At 43.8% G+C, this 17124-nt stretch carries 12 protein-coding genes and 1 pseudogene; 11 read left to right on the top strand and 2 right to left on the bottom strand.

The window, feature by feature from the left end:
• Positions 1-8 precede the first annotated feature (8 nt).
• The 5 genes from BV902_RS20845 to BV902_RS20825 all read left to right on the top strand — a co-directional run bounded on the left by BV902_RS20845 (position 9) and on the right by BV902_RS20825 (position 8694).
• On the top strand, positions 9-1442 hold the full coding sequence (locus BV902_RS20845; protein WP_083663699.1) for a RagB/SusD family nutrient uptake outer membrane protein: 1434 nt from the start codon (positions 9-11) through the stop codon (positions 1440-1442).
• A gap of 60 nt (positions 1443-1502) precedes the next feature.
• Positions 1503-3443 carry a peroxiredoxin family protein gene (locus BV902_RS20840; RefSeq protein WP_172840717.1) on the top strand — a complete coding sequence of 647 codons (1941 nt, stop codon included), beginning with the start codon at positions 1503-1505 and terminating at the stop codon, positions 3441-3443.
• A gap of 4 nt (positions 3444-3447) precedes the next feature.
• Positions 3448-4524 (top strand): alpha/beta hydrolase family protein, encoded by a 1077-nt coding sequence (locus tag BV902_RS20835; RefSeq protein WP_075993592.1) that lies wholly within the window; start codon positions 3448-3450, stop codon positions 4522-4524.
• A gap of 1 nt (position 4525) precedes the next feature.
• Positions 4526-5800: an aspartyl protease family protein gene (locus BV902_RS20830; protein WP_075993591.1), complete on the top strand. Its 1275-nt coding sequence runs from the start codon at positions 4526-4528 to the stop codon at positions 5798-5800.
• A gap of 482 nt (positions 5801-6282) precedes the next feature.
• The gene (locus BV902_RS20825; RefSeq protein ID WP_075993590.1) at positions 6283-8694 is read left to right on the top strand and encodes a TonB-dependent receptor; all 2412 of its coding nucleotides are present in this window, start codon (positions 6283-6285) and stop codon (positions 8692-8694) included.
• A 174-nt stretch (positions 8695-8868) separates the two neighbouring features.
• Here BV902_RS20825 and BV902_RS20820 read toward each other — a convergent pair whose 3' ends face one another.
• Positions 8869-9840: a helix-turn-helix domain-containing protein gene (locus BV902_RS20820; protein ID WP_075993589.1), complete on the bottom strand. Its 972-nt coding sequence runs from the start codon at positions 9838-9840 to the stop codon at positions 8869-8871.
• A 190-nt stretch (positions 9841-10030) separates the two neighbouring features.
• Here BV902_RS20820 and BV902_RS28490 point away from each other — a divergent pair, with 190 nt between their 5' ends.
• The 6 genes and pseudogenes from BV902_RS28490 (at position 10031) to BV902_RS28210 (ending at position 15843) form a co-directional block, all read left to right on the top strand.
• Complete coding sequence (locus BV902_RS28490; RefSeq protein WP_075993588.1) at positions 10031-12445, top strand: TonB-dependent receptor; 2415 nt, start codon at positions 10031-10033, stop codon at positions 12443-12445.
• A 24-nt stretch (positions 12446-12469) separates the two neighbouring features.
• Positions 12470-13636 carry a PepSY-associated TM helix domain-containing protein gene (locus tag BV902_RS20810; protein ID WP_075993587.1) on the top strand — a complete coding sequence of 389 codons (1167 nt, stop codon included), beginning with the start codon at positions 12470-12472 and terminating at the stop codon, positions 13634-13636.
• Positions 13637-13740: 104 nt separating this feature from the next.
• Positions 13741-14043, top strand: a pseudogene (locus tag BV902_RS28395) (alpha/beta hydrolase-fold protein); the annotation flags it as partial.
• Positions 13932-14774 (top strand): alpha/beta hydrolase, encoded by an 843-nt coding sequence (locus BV902_RS28390; RefSeq protein WP_443019328.1) that lies wholly within the window; start codon positions 13932-13934, stop codon positions 14772-14774. The pseudogene BV902_RS28395 and the gene BV902_RS28390, both read left to right, overlap by 112 nt.
• A 326-nt stretch (positions 14775-15100) precedes the next feature.
• A complete protein-coding gene (locus BV902_RS20800) occupies positions 15101-15379 on the top strand; it encodes a hypothetical protein (protein ID WP_075993586.1) in 279 nt (92 codons plus the stop codon).
• Complete coding sequence (locus BV902_RS28210) at positions 15346-15843, top strand: hypothetical protein (RefSeq protein WP_075993585.1); 498 nt, start codon at positions 15346-15348, stop codon at positions 15841-15843. The genes BV902_RS20800 and BV902_RS28210 overlap by 34 nt, the downstream gene beginning before the upstream one ends.
• Positions 15844-16025: 182 nt before the next feature.
• On the opposite strand, the gene BV902_RS20790 is transcribed toward BV902_RS28210, so the two are convergent.
• The gene (locus BV902_RS20790; RefSeq protein WP_075993584.1) at positions 16026-16898 is read right to left on the bottom strand and encodes a helix-turn-helix domain-containing protein; all 873 of its coding nucleotides are present in this window, start codon (positions 16896-16898) and stop codon (positions 16026-16028) included.
• Positions 16899-17124 lie beyond the last annotated feature (226 nt).

Genomic DNA, 17124 nt, shown 5'->3' with positions numbered 1-17124 from the left:
CCAAAATCATGAAAATAGCTATAAAACACAGCAGCCGTAAATGGGCAGTAGCGGTAGCCGCATTGAGCATCGGCTTTACCATGACAGGTTGTGAAAAATATGTCGATATCAAAACCCAGGGACAACTGACACCGGGGACGATTGAAAACTATCGTTATCTATTAAATAATACAACCGCTTTGGAAGCTGCACCGGCAGTGTCGGATATGGCTTCGGACGACCTGGAAATCATCGATGGTTCGCCGCAGCAACTTTCCTTGGCGAACAATGATTTTAATGGTTATTACCGCAGGGCGTATCAGTGGGCAGATGATATTTACCCAATTGACAACCAATATCACAAAGATGACAACTGGGGAGCACTTTATAATGCGATCGCATATGCTAACACTGTTATCAGCGAGGTACCTCATGTTTCAGATGGAACTCCTGCTGAAATTAACCAGCTGATTGCGGAGGCAAAGATTCATCGCGCTTCGGCTTACTTGATGTTGGCCAATACGTATGCTAAACCTTACCTGCAGGTAAGTGCGAATACGGATTTGGGTGTACCCTTGGTTTTGCAACCAACTACAGAAAAGTCGCTCGATAGAGGTACGCTGCAACAGGTATATGATGCTATTTTGGCGGATATTGAAACAGCACTGCCTGGCTTGCCGGCACAACAGCAGTTTACAACCTTGCCTTCCAAAGCTTCGGCTTATGGTTTATTGGCGCGCACGTACCTTTATATGAATCGCTATGCGGAGGCAGCAAAAGCGGCCGACCAGGCACTTGCGCTGAATGATAAACTGAACGATTTGACCAAGCTGACAACAACGACCATGGTCAATTATCCATTGCGGGTATCCAATCCGGAAATATTGCTGTCTAAAATACCCGTTAATGGAATCACGGCCTACACCACCACCGCGTTACGCTTGAGTAAGGACCTTTTGGGCCTGTTTGATGCCACCGATCAGCGTTATAATTTATTTACGGTGCCGGGGTCAATGATATCAAATTGGGAGGTTTATGATGGACGCTACTTTTACCTGGACTATATCAAGAATGAAGGCCGAAATGTAGGTCCGTCGGTTCCTGAAATGCTATTGATTAAGGCGGAGGCTGCTGCGCGAGACAATCAGCCTGTCGTTGCAATGACATTGGTCAATCGTTTACGCGCCAGTAGAATTCTGCCGGGGTCAACTGTCAATCTCAGCGCGACGGATGCTGAAGATGCATTGGTGAAAGTGATGCAGGAACGCCGTCGTGAGTTTATGTTTCGCATGCTGCGCTGGTGGGATATGCGCCGTCTCAAAGACGACACACGCTTCCAGAAAACTTATACGCGTACATTCGGCGGAAGCACCTTCACATTGGCTCCGAATAGCAACCGCTATGTGTTTCGGATCGCCCAATACGAAATCAATTTAAGTCCCGAAATAGCGCAAAATCCATAAAACCGGGTCAGTAGATCCATTATTGAAAAAGGAAGAATAAGAAATATGAAAAATAGGGTGATGAAAACAACATCTATATTGGCTTGGGCACTGATGAGTAGCTCCGTTGCTTTAGCGCAACAACAGAAACAGCCGCAGATTTTTAAGGTGATACCGGAATTTCCAAAGGAACAGGATACTGTACAGCTCGTATATGATGCTCGGAATACTGTGCTGAAGGATGCTAAAGATATCTCGGCACAGTTAACAGGTTATACCGATTTTAAATGGACGACGACGGACCTCAAGTTTACTAAAAATGATTCAGTATGGACTGCAAAATATATTCTGCCGGCACATTTGGGGCTGATGAATCTTGTTTTTAAATCAGATACTTTGGTAGATAAAGGTGGGGAACAAACCTATTCTTATATCCTCTCTGCAAACGATAAACGCCAGATGTCAGGAGGAATGCTGGGTTGGGGCATGTTGCGCACACCGCATATCGTTGCGGGTGTACCATATGTGGTGGATACAGCGTCCTACAAATCGGATGAGATACTCCTGATGTGGGTGAAATATGAATTGCAGTATCATCCGGAAAACCGCTTTCGCGTGCTTTATACTGCTGCAAGTGCTTTGAAACACATGAATACGCCAGAGTCTTTGGCTAAGCTCGATAAGGAGCTGAACACCCTGGAACAGATTCCTGATATCAGAGAAGAGGATCTACTTGAAATTTATCGTGTCTATAAGGATATTTTAAAAGATGGACCAAAGACGGAGGCAATCCAACATAAGATTGTTGCGCAGTTTCCAAATGGGCAATATGTAAAGGATCAGCGTCGCCTGACCGATTTTAATCTGATCCAGAAGGCCAAAACAGACGATGAACGCTTAAAAGCGGCGACGGATTTTATCGATAAACACCCTTACCAGGAAGCTGAGGTTTCTTTTAATGAGGCCAACCGAATCAGTTATATCAGTGCTTACTGGATCATTTCGGTGTATACCAGCATGAAAAAAGATCTACCGAATTACAGCAAATATATGGCTAAGATAGCGCCATACGAAGCACTTTCTAATGTGATCTATCGCTCGCTGGACGTTCCTTATATTGCACAAAAAAGTATGGGACCTGCAGAGATATTGCCCTATGCACGCGTCATTATGGAGCGTTTAAATTATTACAAGGATAATTTTCAGGGTGATAAATACGCGACTTTATACTACGGCAATGCACCATTATTTGCCAAAATATTAGTGGACAATAAGCTTTACGATGAAGCCTTTGTGTATGCCTCGGCAGCTCAAAGTGCGGCAAGCTATAAAAATGCGGACCTGAACGATACCTATGTACGCGTGCTTGAAGGACAAGGGAAAGCAAAAGAACTGCAGATGGCGCTAGAGAAAAGCTATGCGATGAATCAGAGTTCTACGTATATGTTGGAGCTGATGAAAAAAAGCTACAGCGCAAGAACCAAATCAGAAAAGGGCTATGAAGAGTATCTTGCTGGTCTGAAAAATGCAGATAAAGGCAAAGAGCTGAAAGAAAAAGTACAGCAACTTTTAATCAATAAAAGTATTGCAGATTTTGAGCTTTTGGATCAAAATGGGAAAAAAGTACGCCTTTCCGCCCAAAAAGGAAAAATTGTTGTTTTGGATTTCTGGGCATCGTGGTGTGCACCATGTAAAGGCGCATTTCCGGGTATGAAGCTGGCGGTTGATCATTTCAAAAATGATCCGAATGTAGTCTTTTACTTTATAAATACACAGGAACGTAAATCGGATATGAAAGAATATGTGACCAACTATATGAAAGAAAATGGTTATCCGTTCACGGTATTGCTGGATGCGGATAGCAAGGCTTCGAAGGCAGCTGGGGTAGGTCCTATACCGCACAAGATGGTGATTGGTCCAAATGGCAAGCTTCGTTTTTCGGAGGTTGGATATATGGGGAGCACTTCAGAACTTGCCGATGAAATTATTGAAATGGTCAACGTTTTAAAAGCAGGAAAATAAGGGCATGAAAACAATCAAATCACTGGTATTGGCTGCTCTTGCATTGCTTTTTTATGACCAAGCTTCAGCACAATCCATTCAACAGAAAGACGTTGTATTTAAGTCAAAAGCAGATAGTATCACCATCGGTGCCACCATTTCCTCGCCTGTCAAGGCGGGGAAATACCCGGCCATTATTATCGCTTCGGGAACTGGACCGCAGGATCGGGATGGCACAATGGCTGGGACAAAGATGTTTGCACGTATTGCCAGTTACCTGACTCCAAAGGGATATGTGGTCTTGCGCATGGATGACCGTGGTGTGGGTAAAACTACGGGCGAATACCGCTATGCGACGACAGCAGATTTTGCACTTGACGTATTGGGCGCACTGCAATTTTTGAAAACGGAAAAGAATGTTGACTTGAGTCATATCGGATTGTTAGGGCATAGCGAAGGGGGAGCTGTTATCTCGATAGCCGCATCGCAGAGCAAAGATGTTGCTTTTTTGATCAGTTTATCGGGTTTGGCTTCGAGCGGTCTGGAATCACTTTTTGTCCAGAACGAAAATTTGGTCAATACTTCGCCGATGACCGCAGTGGACAAAAAGAGATCCAATGAAATCAATCGACTGATGTTTGCAACAGCTTTTCAATATGCCAAATCGGACAGTATGGAGAGTAAGCTCAATGCAGTTTATAATTATTGGAAGCAAAAGGATGACCTTTATTTTAAATCTTTAGGTATTGAACATGATCATTTTCGTTTTCCGATCTGGTCTTATGTGCAGCAGGCTATCGGACCTTGGTACCGCTATTTTGTTAGTTATGAGCCGCAGATCTTCTTAAGTAAGGTTGATGTGCCCATCTTGGCAATCAATGGAAGTAGGGATGTTTTTGTAGATCCGGTCAATTTGACCTATTGGCAACAGTATAGCGGCGCAGGTCAGCGAGGAAAAGTTAGGACGATCTTATTGCCAAATGTAAACCACTTATTGCAGGTCTGTCAAACCTGCCTGCCTTCGGAGTATACAAAGCTAGGTGAAATGCCCGATAGTACCTTGGACTCAATTGCAAAATGGTTGGACGAAACAGTAAAATAATATGAAGAAAATCATTTATATGCAATTTGTTTTGTTGCTGATTGGAAATCTTGCTATCGCCCAACAACATGACAATAGCAAGTCGATTGATCGGATTATTGGGGCAATGAATACAAAAGATGCAACCGCACTGTTGCGTATGATGGCTGATAGTGCAACGATCGGTAATCTTCCCAAAATGAACAACCAAGCTGCTGTACCAGAAATTTTGGCTAAATTCTCCACCATAAGTTCGTTTTACATAGCCGATCAGCATAAGCTTGCCAATGGGGATGAACGGATTCAGCTTGAAGTTACCTATCAGGATGGTAAACCAGGCAAACCAAGTTTCTTATTTAATCGTGTAGGAAAAATTATAAATCTTGGCATTATTAAAGGGCGTTTGAAAGGTAATCCTGAAAAAGCATTGGCTGATGCGGTGGGGAATGCGGAGCAACCCAAGACATTGGTGATTCCTTTTAGATTAGTTAATGGATTGGTCTATCTGGAGTCTACAGTCAACGGAACAAAGGGTTACTTTCAATTTGATAGCGGTGCCCCCGTTGTTATATTGCGCAAAAAATTTGTTCCCGCAGAACAGATTCGTGCTGATGTTTCAGTAGATTTCGCAGGTATTGGCGGGCAGATGCAACAGGTGGTCTGGTCAGCGGGCAATCGCCTTCAGATAGGAGGCATTGTACTCAATGGATTGGAGGCTCCAGTTTCTGAAATGGACGATATGCAGCTGGAAGATGGCAGTCCGATCTTTGGTTTGCTGGGCATCGGCGTATTGAAAAACTACCAGTTTACATTAGATTATGGACGGCAGGAGTTATTGCTCGAAAAATTGGACGAACGTGGTGATCTACTTGCGAAGTCAATCGAGAAAGGGCCTTTGCTGGCGCAATATCCTTTACGGTTGAAACGGCATATTCCGATTGTGGATATTGCTATTGGCGGAAAGATGTATCCAATGGGAATAGATTGTGGTGCAAATGCCAATGTATTGAAAAAGACATTGGAAACTGAACTAAAACCTTATATTGATTTTGAGGAAGGTGAGGTGGATATCAAAGGGGTGAATGGAACAAGTCAAGGCAATCGTATAGCGTTTCTAACGCATGCGAAAGTAGGTGAGCTGGCTCTGCAGGATATGTATACTGTGATTACAGATCAGGCTATCGGTGGCGGAACAGGTCACGATGCCTTACCGATAGAAGGCTTATTGGGAACTCCGTTTTTAAATCAGTACAAGATGACAGTAAACTTTCATAAGAATACAATCAGTTTTTATTGATATGACCGAATTTTAAAGACAATTATTATTCAATTCTAATCCTAAAGGTGGCCGATTTTATCGGCCGCCTTTTTTTACGAGGTGAGGCTGCTTGGAGAATTAAGCGACTTTTAAAATCTTTATCGATAATTTCCTTCTGGATAAGGTTGGCCCGATAGGGCTTACCTTTTTAGTTTGTAGGCTGATCGAGATAAATAGGGTAGCCACAACCCTGATATGTACTGTTACAGGATGTTGAAAATAATTTGTCGCTATAAGGTTAGTTATTTTGAGAATACATACGCTTTGTTACAGTTTTTTTTGACAATGGATTAAGCGTGGAATTTTCCGATAGCGAATCGATAGAACAATAAAGTGAGTTGAGTACCATATTATTTAACCTATAGGTCAACAGTTAATTGAACTATTATTTATAATTAGTCTAATTAATTTCAATTAGATCTAAAATTAGCCTATATTCGGCTCCATAAATTTTTTATGGAATGAAATCTATACATATTGCTGTAGCGATGTTATCGCTTACCGGTGTCGCCAATGCACAGACAGCCAGTATCTTTGGAAAGATTACCACTTTGGATGGCAATCCAGCGGAATCGGTCAACCTAGCCATTAAGGGAACGAACAGACAGACACAGACAGATAAAAATGGTCACTACAAATTTGAACGCTTAAAACCGGGGAGCTATCAGCTTGTCACCAGTTTTACGGGTTTAAACTCAATTGAAAAAACAGTAACCGTTGAAGGCAATAAGCCGACCGTGCTTGATTTTGTCCTCAATGAAAACTATGCGCAGTTGCAGGAGGTTCTCGTATCTGCATTCAGATCTAACCGGACGGTAAACTCTGTCGCCAAAATGCCGCTGAGCAATCTCGAAAACCCGCAGGTGTACAGTACAGTCTCTCATGAAATAATGAAACAGCAGGCCATTACCAATTTTGACGACGCCTTGCTGCGCAATGTATCGGGTATAAGCCGTACCTGGGAATCGACAGGACGTGGTGGCGATGGTGGTGCTTATTTTTCGTTACGTGGTTTTGAGGCGCAGAGCAACCTGGTCAACGGGCTTCCGGGCTTGTCGAGTGGTATTCTGGATCCGGCTGGCGTAGAGGAAATACAGGTGCTCAAAGGGCCTTCGGGAACGCTTTTTGGTGCTAGTTTTTACGGTTACGGGGGCGTGATCAACACCATCACCAAAAAACCTTATTTTGATTTTGGCGGTGAAGTGGCCTACAACTATGGCAGCAACGATCTACATCGCGCAACCTTAGATCTCAATTCACCGCTAAATAAAAATAAGACGATCGCGCTCCGGATCAATTCTGCCTTCCACCGCGAGCATAGTTTTCAGGATGCGGGTTTTAAAAACTCATTCTACTTTGCACCTTCACTGACCTATAAGGTTAATGACAGGCTAACGGTCAACCTGATGGCCGAGCTGCTCGATATGAAACGGGCTGTGGCACCGGTTTTCTTCCACTCGGACCGTGTTGCTCCGCTGACCTTTAAAAATATTGCCGAACTCAACCTCAATCCCAAGCTTTCCTTTACAAGCAACGACCTGGCCATCAAAAACCCACGGTCCAATGTGCAGGGCGAGGTACTGTACAAGATCAATGAGCAATGGAATTCACAGACTGTGGTCTCCATGGGCAATGTGAAGTCTGATGGGATCTACAGCTATATCTGGGGAAATCAACCCGGTGATAGCTATTTTGACCAGTACTTCCACAATGAAAATCAGAAGACCCGAACCTTTGATATACAGCAGAATTTTAACGGCGACTTTAAGCTGGCCGGTCTGAGAAACAGGCTTTTGGTCGGGGTCGACTATTTTGCCCGCGACGTGAAGGACCATGGTTCGGGTTGGGGACTGGGACGTCGGGTAAATCCGCAGGGACTAATCAAGGGGCCACTGGATGGCGATGGCAAAGAGCTGACGCCGGTTCCGCTCACCAGTCAGGCGATTGACCAGCTGTTGGCAGGTACCGAAGCGGGCGACCCTTCGCATATCAAAAACAGTTCGTTCAGTGTATATGCCTCGGACTTATTGGATCTGACCGACCGCCTTTCGCTGATGGCGAGTTTGCGTGCCGATTACTTTGATTCAAAAGGGGAGGTTTCCAATGCGGACGACAATTATAGCCAATGGGCACTTTCGCCCAAATTGGGCTTGGTTTACCAGGTGGTAAAAGACCGCGTTTCGCTCTTTGCCAATTACATGAATGCATTCTACAATGTTGCGCCAAGTATCGTATACGATGCCAATAATGTAAAGACCGGGGTACAATCCTTCAAACCGGAGCGGGCCAACCAATGGGAGCTCGGCACTAAGGCGAGCCTGATCAAGGATAGACTGTGGACAACACTGGCCCTGTATGATATTAGGGTTGCCAATCGGGTGTATAGCACACCTACGGGATCCATACAGGGTGGAAAGGTAGAGAGCAAGGGATTTGATTTTGACGTCGAAGCAATACCATACGCTGGTTTTTCGGTCAAAGCTGGATTCAGTTACAACCATATTGCCATCATCGCCGGAAACGGAAATGATTTCTACAACGAAAAGGGACGTGCTCCGGGTGGACAAGGACCGAGTACACTGGGTAATCTCTGGGGATCGTACCAGATTCAGAACGGTAAACTCAAAAATCTGGGCTTTGGCCTCGGTGGTAACTATGGTGGCAAATACAAGGTCATAGACAATAGCGTAACCGGTGTATTTGAGCTTCCGAGCTATGCGCTTTTAAATGGCAGCGTATACTACTCGTTTAACAAATTCAGGGTCAATTTTAACCTCAATAATATAAACAACAAGCAGTATTACATTGGCTACTGGTCTGTGAATCCGCAGCAGCGCAGAAACTTTGTGGCGACGGTTTCCTATCGATTGTAAACAATTTGTCTTTTATTTGGAATTATTCTAAATAATATTTAATTTTAGATCATACTTAAAACTTGTTGTTTCGTAAAATCAAAGACTAGTCGTGAGGCTAGTCTTTTTTTTGTGGTGGGCAGAAAGACCTTTTGTTTTACTGCAGACTGCTGCTGCAGATTGCTGCCTGTGACATCAGGAAGGTTTCATGTCGCGTGGTGTCTTGCCGAAGTGCTTTTTAAAAGCGTGAGCAAAATGATGTGGATGCTCATAACGGCAATAGCCAGCAACCTCCTTAATGTTATATGCTCCGCTCTGTAAGGCCTGCAGTGCCCATTCCATGCGCTGTAGGCAGATAAATTTTTTGACGGAGCTGTTGAAGTGCTGCTTAAAGATGCGGTTTAGCGTCGTCGGGTTTGAATTGAACTGTTTGCAGAGCAGATCAATATCGATGGGCTCATGCAGGTGTTTGAGAATCCACTGTTTGATGACAGAAGCTTTTTCTGCTCCTCTCAGTTCTGGTGGCTGGCAATGCTGACCGGAATTCATTTCGTAGTAGTGGAGCAATACCAGCAGGATAATTTCCCGCACTTTGACCCGAAAATAGGAGCGCGACAGGCTGACGGGCATTGTGTTGCCAATGATTTCTTTGAGACATTCCCTCACCTTAAAAGGAACAGGTTGTGCCTGTTCAAATAGTTTAAAGCCCTTGCCCTGCGAAACTGCCTGTTCAAACCGCTCCCTGATTAAGGGACAGGCAAGCCTCAGCGTAGAAAGAAAATCCAGTGGCAGCATGAGGTCAATACAACGCCTGTCTACCGTATAATGAAGATCGCCCTGCACGTAGGGCATATAAAAAAGATTGAACTGCCCGGCCCTGATTTCAATCGGAAGATTGCTGTCCGACTCCTTTACCGGACGGTAAGAAGAATAACCCTCGAGCTCAAACTGAATCTTTAAGAGCCCATTTTTGTGTGTAGTAGGGTATACAAATGGCTTTTTTAGGTTCAGCTCCCGATATATCAGAATATAACCGCAGTCCTTCCAGATCTGTTCCTTAATGTCTGCGTAGGTAATGTTATCCATAATGATGCTCATGTAATCTTCCTGGAGCGTAATCAGCCGATGCGCAAAGGCCGATCCGAAACACAGATTCTCGTCTATCATGGTCAAAATTCGTTGGTGTAATACTCGTTTTCGCGTTGCTATTTCAACAAAAATACATTTTATTTTTGCAAAGTTATTTAGACTTATTAAAAATAACGAATATTTCTTGTTTCACATTTTACAAGAGCAGAACGGAATGAAACGCGGTGTTTCAGCCTAATTCATCATTAATCTACAGACAATATATCGTATGAAAAATAATGACATCACTCTTCAATCGCTGGGAATGGTGATTTTATTTAGCCTTATTTTTCCATTTGCCGCACTGGCACAGCAAATGGGTAAAATTAGCGGTCAGGTATTCACCACCGACCATAAACCCTTAGCTTATGCTTCTATTGTATTGCGCGACACGCGTTTTGGCACACGGGTAGACGAGCAAGGGAATTTTAAACTGGAGGCCCCAGCAGGACATTATACGCTGGTTATCACCTATGCAGGCTACGCTGCTATCACCAAGCCGGTCCGTATCGAAGCTGGAGCCAGTCAATCCATTGATCCCATTATTATCGAATCAAAATATAACGAACTGCGGGAGGTCGTGGTCGAAGATATTCAGAAGAACAAGTTTGCCCGTAAGGAAACGGAAGACATCTCGCGTATGCCCCTGGCCAACCTGCAGAATGCCCAGGTGTATTCGGTCATTCCGAAAGAACTGATCCAGGAATTGGGGGCTACGGATTACAATACAGCCATGAGCCAGGTGGCCGGTGCAGTGGTGAGCAATGGCGTCAACGACAGTGGAAATCAGATTTTCATGCGTGGATTTAACGCCTATGTGACCATGCGGAATGGTTTGCCGAGCAACCCGCGTACAACCTCCGAGATATTCAATATTGAACGGGTGGAAGTGATTAAAGGCCCTTCGGCAACCTTATTCGGATCGCAGGTAACTTCCTATGGAGGAGTGGTCAACAATGTGACCAAGAAACCTTTTGAATCGTTTCGCGGTGAGGTGGGCTATACCACGGGAAGCTGGGGAATGAACCGGATCACGGCCGACATCAATACGCCGCTCAACAAAGACCGCACTGCCCTGGCACGTTTCAATGTCATGGGGAGTACGCAGGACGGTTTTCAGGATGCCGGAAAACAAAAGGCCATGGGATTTGCGGGAAGCCTCCTGTTTAAACCCAACGAACGTACCACCGTCCGTTTTGATGCCGATATCTATGTGCCCGAAAAAACATTATTGGCCTATGTCCGCAATACCAATAAGCTATCTTACGGAACGATGGACAAAGTTCCGCTTCCCTATGACCGTGCCATGCTGAGTGATGATATCACCACATCACGTGCCAATATGAACGTGGGGACAGAGTTGGAGTACCGTATTTCGGAAAACTGGGTGTCGCGCACATCCTACCAGTTCAACCAGAGTGGCGACAAAGAGTCTATTTTCTTTGTGCCCACTTATATAAATGATAACCAGATTCAGCGTCGTTACCGTATTTTTGACCGTTACAACTTGACTTATAATTCCCTGCAGCAGAATTTTACGGGAGATTACTACCTCGGTAAAGTAAAGAATACGTTAGTTGCCGGACTGGACTACTCGTATTACAAAAGTACGGACCAGAGCATGTCTCCGGCATTTATCACCTACGATACCATCGGTATCAAAGATTCAGCCTGGAAACCGATCTCGCGGGCTGATATCCAAAAATCCCGTGCAGCAAATAGCCCTGGAGATTCCTATAGCCGCTCCAGTTACAAAAATCTGAGTGCCTATCTGTCTAATGTGACCAACCTGTCGGATCGTTTGTTTGTGATGCTGAGCCTACGTCTAAATCACTACATCAATGGGGATTCCTACAGTTACACCCCCAATGCCAATCCGGCAAAAAGTACGGCAGTAACGACCGAAGGTTATAAGCAGACCAATGTATCACCCAAGATCGGATTGGTCTACCAGCCGATCAAGGATCAGCTCTCGGTGTTTGCAAATTACATGAACAGTTTTACCAACCTGGCCTCTTCACGTGGGTATACCAATGAAAATCAGGCCGGCGAACCCGAAATGATGAACTGGAAACCGGAGCAGGCCAATCAATTTGAGGTGGGGGCCAAGGCCGAACTGTTTGGCGGTAAAGTCAATACCACCCTCAGTTATTATAACATTATAGTGTCGAATATCCTCTGGACCGTTGTGGACGGTATCAGCGTACAGAACGGTAAGTCGCGAAGCCGCGGATTTGAATTTGATTTTATTGCCAACCCACTAAGCGGCTGGAACGTCATAGTCGGCTATGGTTACAATGACAATAAATACATCAAAAATACGGCTTCCACACAAGGAAAACGGATGATCTGGACACCGAAAAATGTTGCCAACGTATGGACCTCCTACAAGTTTCTTGACGGACGCATCAAAGGTTTTGGTATAGGGGCCGGATTAAATCACGTCGATAAGGTATACCTTGATCTGGATGAGGTATTTGCGACTCCGGCTTATACTGTTTTTGGTGCGACAGCATTTTATGATCAACCCAAATATAGAATCGGATTGAAACTCAACAACCTGGGCAATATCCACTACTGGGATTTCTATGGCAAACCACAGAAGCCGACCGAAGTGCTGGCGAGTTTATCCTTTAAATTCTAACCGATAGATCAAAAGAAAAGAGAGATGGCAACCTATACCCCCAAATTGAAACCCCGGCCTGCCGCAGTGGACCAGGTGCCCAAGCGGAAAGGAAAGACACTTTTTATGCGCTTTGTTTCATGGATACATCTTTGGCCGAGCATAGTCTCCGGTCTGATACTGGTGTTTGTATGTCTTACAGGTGTAATCATTGTCTATGGCGACGAAATCATGGATCTCTGTGCCGGCGATGCGCGTTTTGTCAAGGAAGTCAAAGCGCAGAAGGTGACCAGTGAAGTGCTCTTGGCATCCATCAAAAAAAGTAGCCCTGACCTGGCGATTTCGGAACTTGTCTTTTTCAAAGATCCCAAGCGTTCGGTGCGTGCAAGGGTATTTGATGGGAAGACCAAAAAATTGGCACATCTTTACATCGACCCCTATACGGCCGAGGTGCTCAAGATGGATACGACCATCTACTTCTTTTATATCACAGCACACCTGCATTCCAGCCTGCTGGCAGGGAAAGCCGGCGGATGGATCGTAGCCATTTCGACAGTGATCTTTTTGATCAGTTCCCTGACAGGGCTGATACTCTGGTGGCCCAATAGATGGAACAGGACCACCCGGCAGGCAAGTTTTACGGTCAAATGGAAGGCCAGGTTCAAAAGGCTCAATTACGATCTTCACAATGTATATGGATTTTATTCCCTGATCTTGTGTGTGGTACTGAGCGCGACGGGATTGATTATCTTCTTTCATCCGCTGGGCGACCTGACGGTAAAACTCGCGGGCGGATCCGCTGCCCATGTGGTCGAGAAAATCCCGAAAGCTGTCAAAGGAAAAACAGCACTGGATATGGTACCTTTTGTTGACCAGCTTTTCGGAAACGAATATGCAGGCAAGAAAAATATCGGTATCTGGATTTATAGGCTCGAAAAATCGGGTGCCTATGTATTTTCTGGAGGAACCTCCGGACTGAAGAGCACCGAAAATATGGACATCGCCGTATTTGACAAGTACAGCGGAGCTCGCATCGCTGTGGCCCCACCGGAGGAGATCCACGAAAAAGTGGAAAACTACGTGTGGCAGCTTCACATGGGGCAGTGGTGGGGACAATTTGGTAAGTTATCTACCTTTGTGGCAGGTATAGTCGCCACATCGCTCCCGATTACAGGTTTTCTGATCTGGTGGGGGCGCAGAAAAAAGAAATAGAATTGCAGGTTATGCACAATGTTACGCATTGTGAGTAACATTATTTGTCGGACGGAGTCGATCGTTATCGGCTCCGTTTTTTAGCGCTTGATACATTATTTATTATGAAAATTATACCCTACATTGTTTCGCTGTTATGTATTTTATCATTTAATCCGGTAAAAGGACAGGACATTACGATTGGCATCAAAACCCAGTTGAAATCCGAAATATTGAACGAAAACCGGACGCTATTGATTTCGGTTCCCGAAAGCTACGAAAATAGTGCAAAGACAAATTATCCCGTTATTTATATATTAGACGGCGAAACCAATTTCAACTACCTTTCCTCTATTTACCATTACCTGAGCCGCGAACCCTTTGGTATTCTTCCTGCGGCCATCCTTGTGGGGATAACCAATACCGACCGCACGCGCGATCTGACGCCAACAGCAACAGCAAAAGAAAAAGAGTTTCCGGAAAACGTCGGGCCGGATTTAAGGGGAGTGGCGGTAATGAGGCTTTCATGAATTTCATGGGTAACGAGCTGTTCCCTTTTATGGAAAAGAATTACCGCTCCAATGGTTTTAAAGTATTTGTAGGGCATTCATTTGGCGGACTCACCGCCATCAATAACCTGTTGACCGCCCCTATGTTCAATGCTTATATTGCAAATGATCCGAGCCTCTGGTGGGATAATGAACTACTGATCCGGAAAAGTGAAAATACCCAGCAGGATTTTAAGGGGATACGGCTTTTTCTGGCACAGGCTAACAATGGGCGTGTGCGCAACGTCAAAGATGATGAACACGAAATAGCTATTGGCAAGTTTAAGGCTTTACTGGAAAAAGGGCAGTTGAAAGAGCTCAACTGGAAATATGCTTTTTACGAAGAAGATGACCACGGTACGGTGCCGCTGCCCGGCAATAACGATGGGCTACGGTTTATATTTGCTCCTTATCGCTGGAATGTGCGGAATGCCTTAAAAGACCCCGGGACGATCCGTCAGCATTTTGATCAGCTTTCGGCCGACATGGGCTATGAATTCCGGCCTACGCAACTCTTTTTCAAAAAATTAATCGAGATTGCAACCGAAAGAAGCACCCCACCGATAGTAGAACAGATCAAAACGGTACAGCAGCACTATTACCCACAATAGGAGGAAAATACAATATAGCACTACAGTGGAAGGGCACCTTTTTGAGGTGCCTTTTGTTATTCCAGAGATCTTTATTTCGTTGTATTTTTTTTTTTAACTCTTTTTTCTGAGGTCGAATTTGTTATTGTAACTTATTGGATATTGATTTTTTTGTTGTATTGAAGAAAAAAGCAAATATTTGTACTTTCATTATGTTTCGCCGATGAGAATTTTTGGCATTTTTTGCCTATTTTTTGCCTTGCTCAATGCGCGACAAAGCAGAATGATAAAAGAAATATGTACTAATTTATTTGGGAGTCTTTGATGCGATAGGAAACTTCTACACAATGAAAGATGATTTTGAAAATGCACATCACTATTTTGATAAATCGCTTGAACCTGTAAAGAAATATAATGTTCTTATATTTTTTAATACATATACTTATTTGGCTAACCTGGAAGAAAAGAAAGGTAATCGTCAAAAAGCATTGGTTTATTATCATAAGAGCCTGGCCAATATAAAGAAAGTCGGGGACCGTAATGCAACGCGTAGAAGGTATAAATATCTGGCTGATCATTATAGATCCTACAATTGGGAAATGACAAGTCTGAAAAATATGAGTTAGCCTATGCTTTGCTCAACGATTCTTTGGAAAGGGAAAAGGCGCATGTCATGGATATTGCAATAAACCAAATTTTAAAATTCAAGGACAGGGAAGCGAACACAAAAGTTTCTAAGGCAGCAATAAATACAATAGCGTCGCTGCTGCTGCTTGTTGCGGTTTCGTTTTTTGTTTGGCGGTCGAAGCACAACAAGCAGATATTGGTACAGAAAGAAGAGGCATTGCAGGAAACCGAAACAATCAATAAGGAACTGCCCGAGCAGATCGGGGAAAATAAATTCAATACATTGATAGACCTGGCCAAAAACAACAATCCTGAATTTTTGATCCTATTTACTGAATTGTATCCACAGTTTATCCAGGCGCTCACATCATTTGACGCTAATCTGCGAAATACAGAATTAGAGTTTGTGCCATGGCCTTTCTCAACTTTACTACTAAAAATATTTCGGAATATACCTTTGTGACGATTAGGTCAGTGCAGGTTCGCAAAAATAGACTGCACAAAAAGTTCGACATACCATAGAATGTAGATTTCAATAACTGGATGCGTGAGATCGCTGGAACGCCGACTATCCCATTGGCACCTGAGGACTATAAAAAGAGCTGATTAATACAGTTCTTCTTTGATTCGCTTTGTCACTGCTCGCTAATCTTTATTCATCAAAAGCTTACTTTTATAATCGGAAGGCGTAATCCCTTTAATCGATTTAAAGAACTTGTTGAAGTTGGGAAGGGAGTTGAATCCACATGCATAGGCAATATTTGTTATCTGGTTTTCATCCTGAACCAACAGCCTGCAAGCTTCATTGATCCTCACTTCATTGACGAATTTTGAGAATGTTTTTCGTGTATGTGCTTTAAAAAAGCGACAAAAGGATGGCTTGGTCAAGTTCGCCAATTTAGCTGCTTCCTCTAAGGAAATTTCATTGTTGAAATTTTCAAAAACATAATTGTATATGCTAAAAATAATTTCCCCGTCCTTTCGCGGTGATCCATTGCTATAGGACTTATCGGATAGTACAGCATATTCTTCTGTGTGAAGAATGGTAGCTAAGCACTCAAATAGATAGGCTGTTTTTTGCATATCGGAGGTGCCGACCATTTTTCGTAGTATTTTTTTGAGCTTATCTTTTGTTTTTCCATAAAATAACATCCCCTGTCGCGATCTTTCCAGGAAGTCATGCAGCGGGGCTGTTTCAACTAATAAGGGGCAAAAAGATAGTAGGGCTTCAGGATCGAAAATCAGTGTTATGGACACTGCGCTGTGCTCCTCGGAGGCAACTGTGTCCTCATGGTGCCAGACATGCGGTAAGCCCGGGCCGATAAATGTCAGCTCGTCGCTTTCAAAGTCTTCCAGCTGATCGCCAATGCAGCGTTGGCCATTACCCTTGATGATGTAGGTAAGCTGGCATTCACTGTGAAAATGATATTCGGAGAGGTATTTGTCGCAATTTTCTCGTCGAATTTCAAAAATCCTGTTCCCTAAATTCGAAAGTGCTTTCGTATAAACCGGTCTCATAATTGCTGAAAATATTTTAATGAAATAATGGCAGCGTGTACCTATCTTTATAATTGATTTGAAATTGTATCTCAAAAGACGCATTATTAATCAAAAAAGCCATGTATTAAAGGCTTAAAATCATGTAAAATATTACTTTTTTTAACTGTTTACCGAATTGAGCATTGTACGATGTCAAAATTTCTTAATAATTTGATCCTAATGGGGCTCATTGTATGTGTATTGT

The organism is Sphingobacterium sp. B29, from assembly GCF_001952815.1.
Classification (GTDB): Bacteria; Bacteroidota; Bacteroidia; order Sphingobacteriales; family Sphingobacteriaceae; genus Sphingobacterium; species Sphingobacterium siyangense.
The sequence above is the reverse complement of the archived record's forward strand: the minus strand, read 5'-3'. Positions and strand labels throughout refer to the sequence as shown.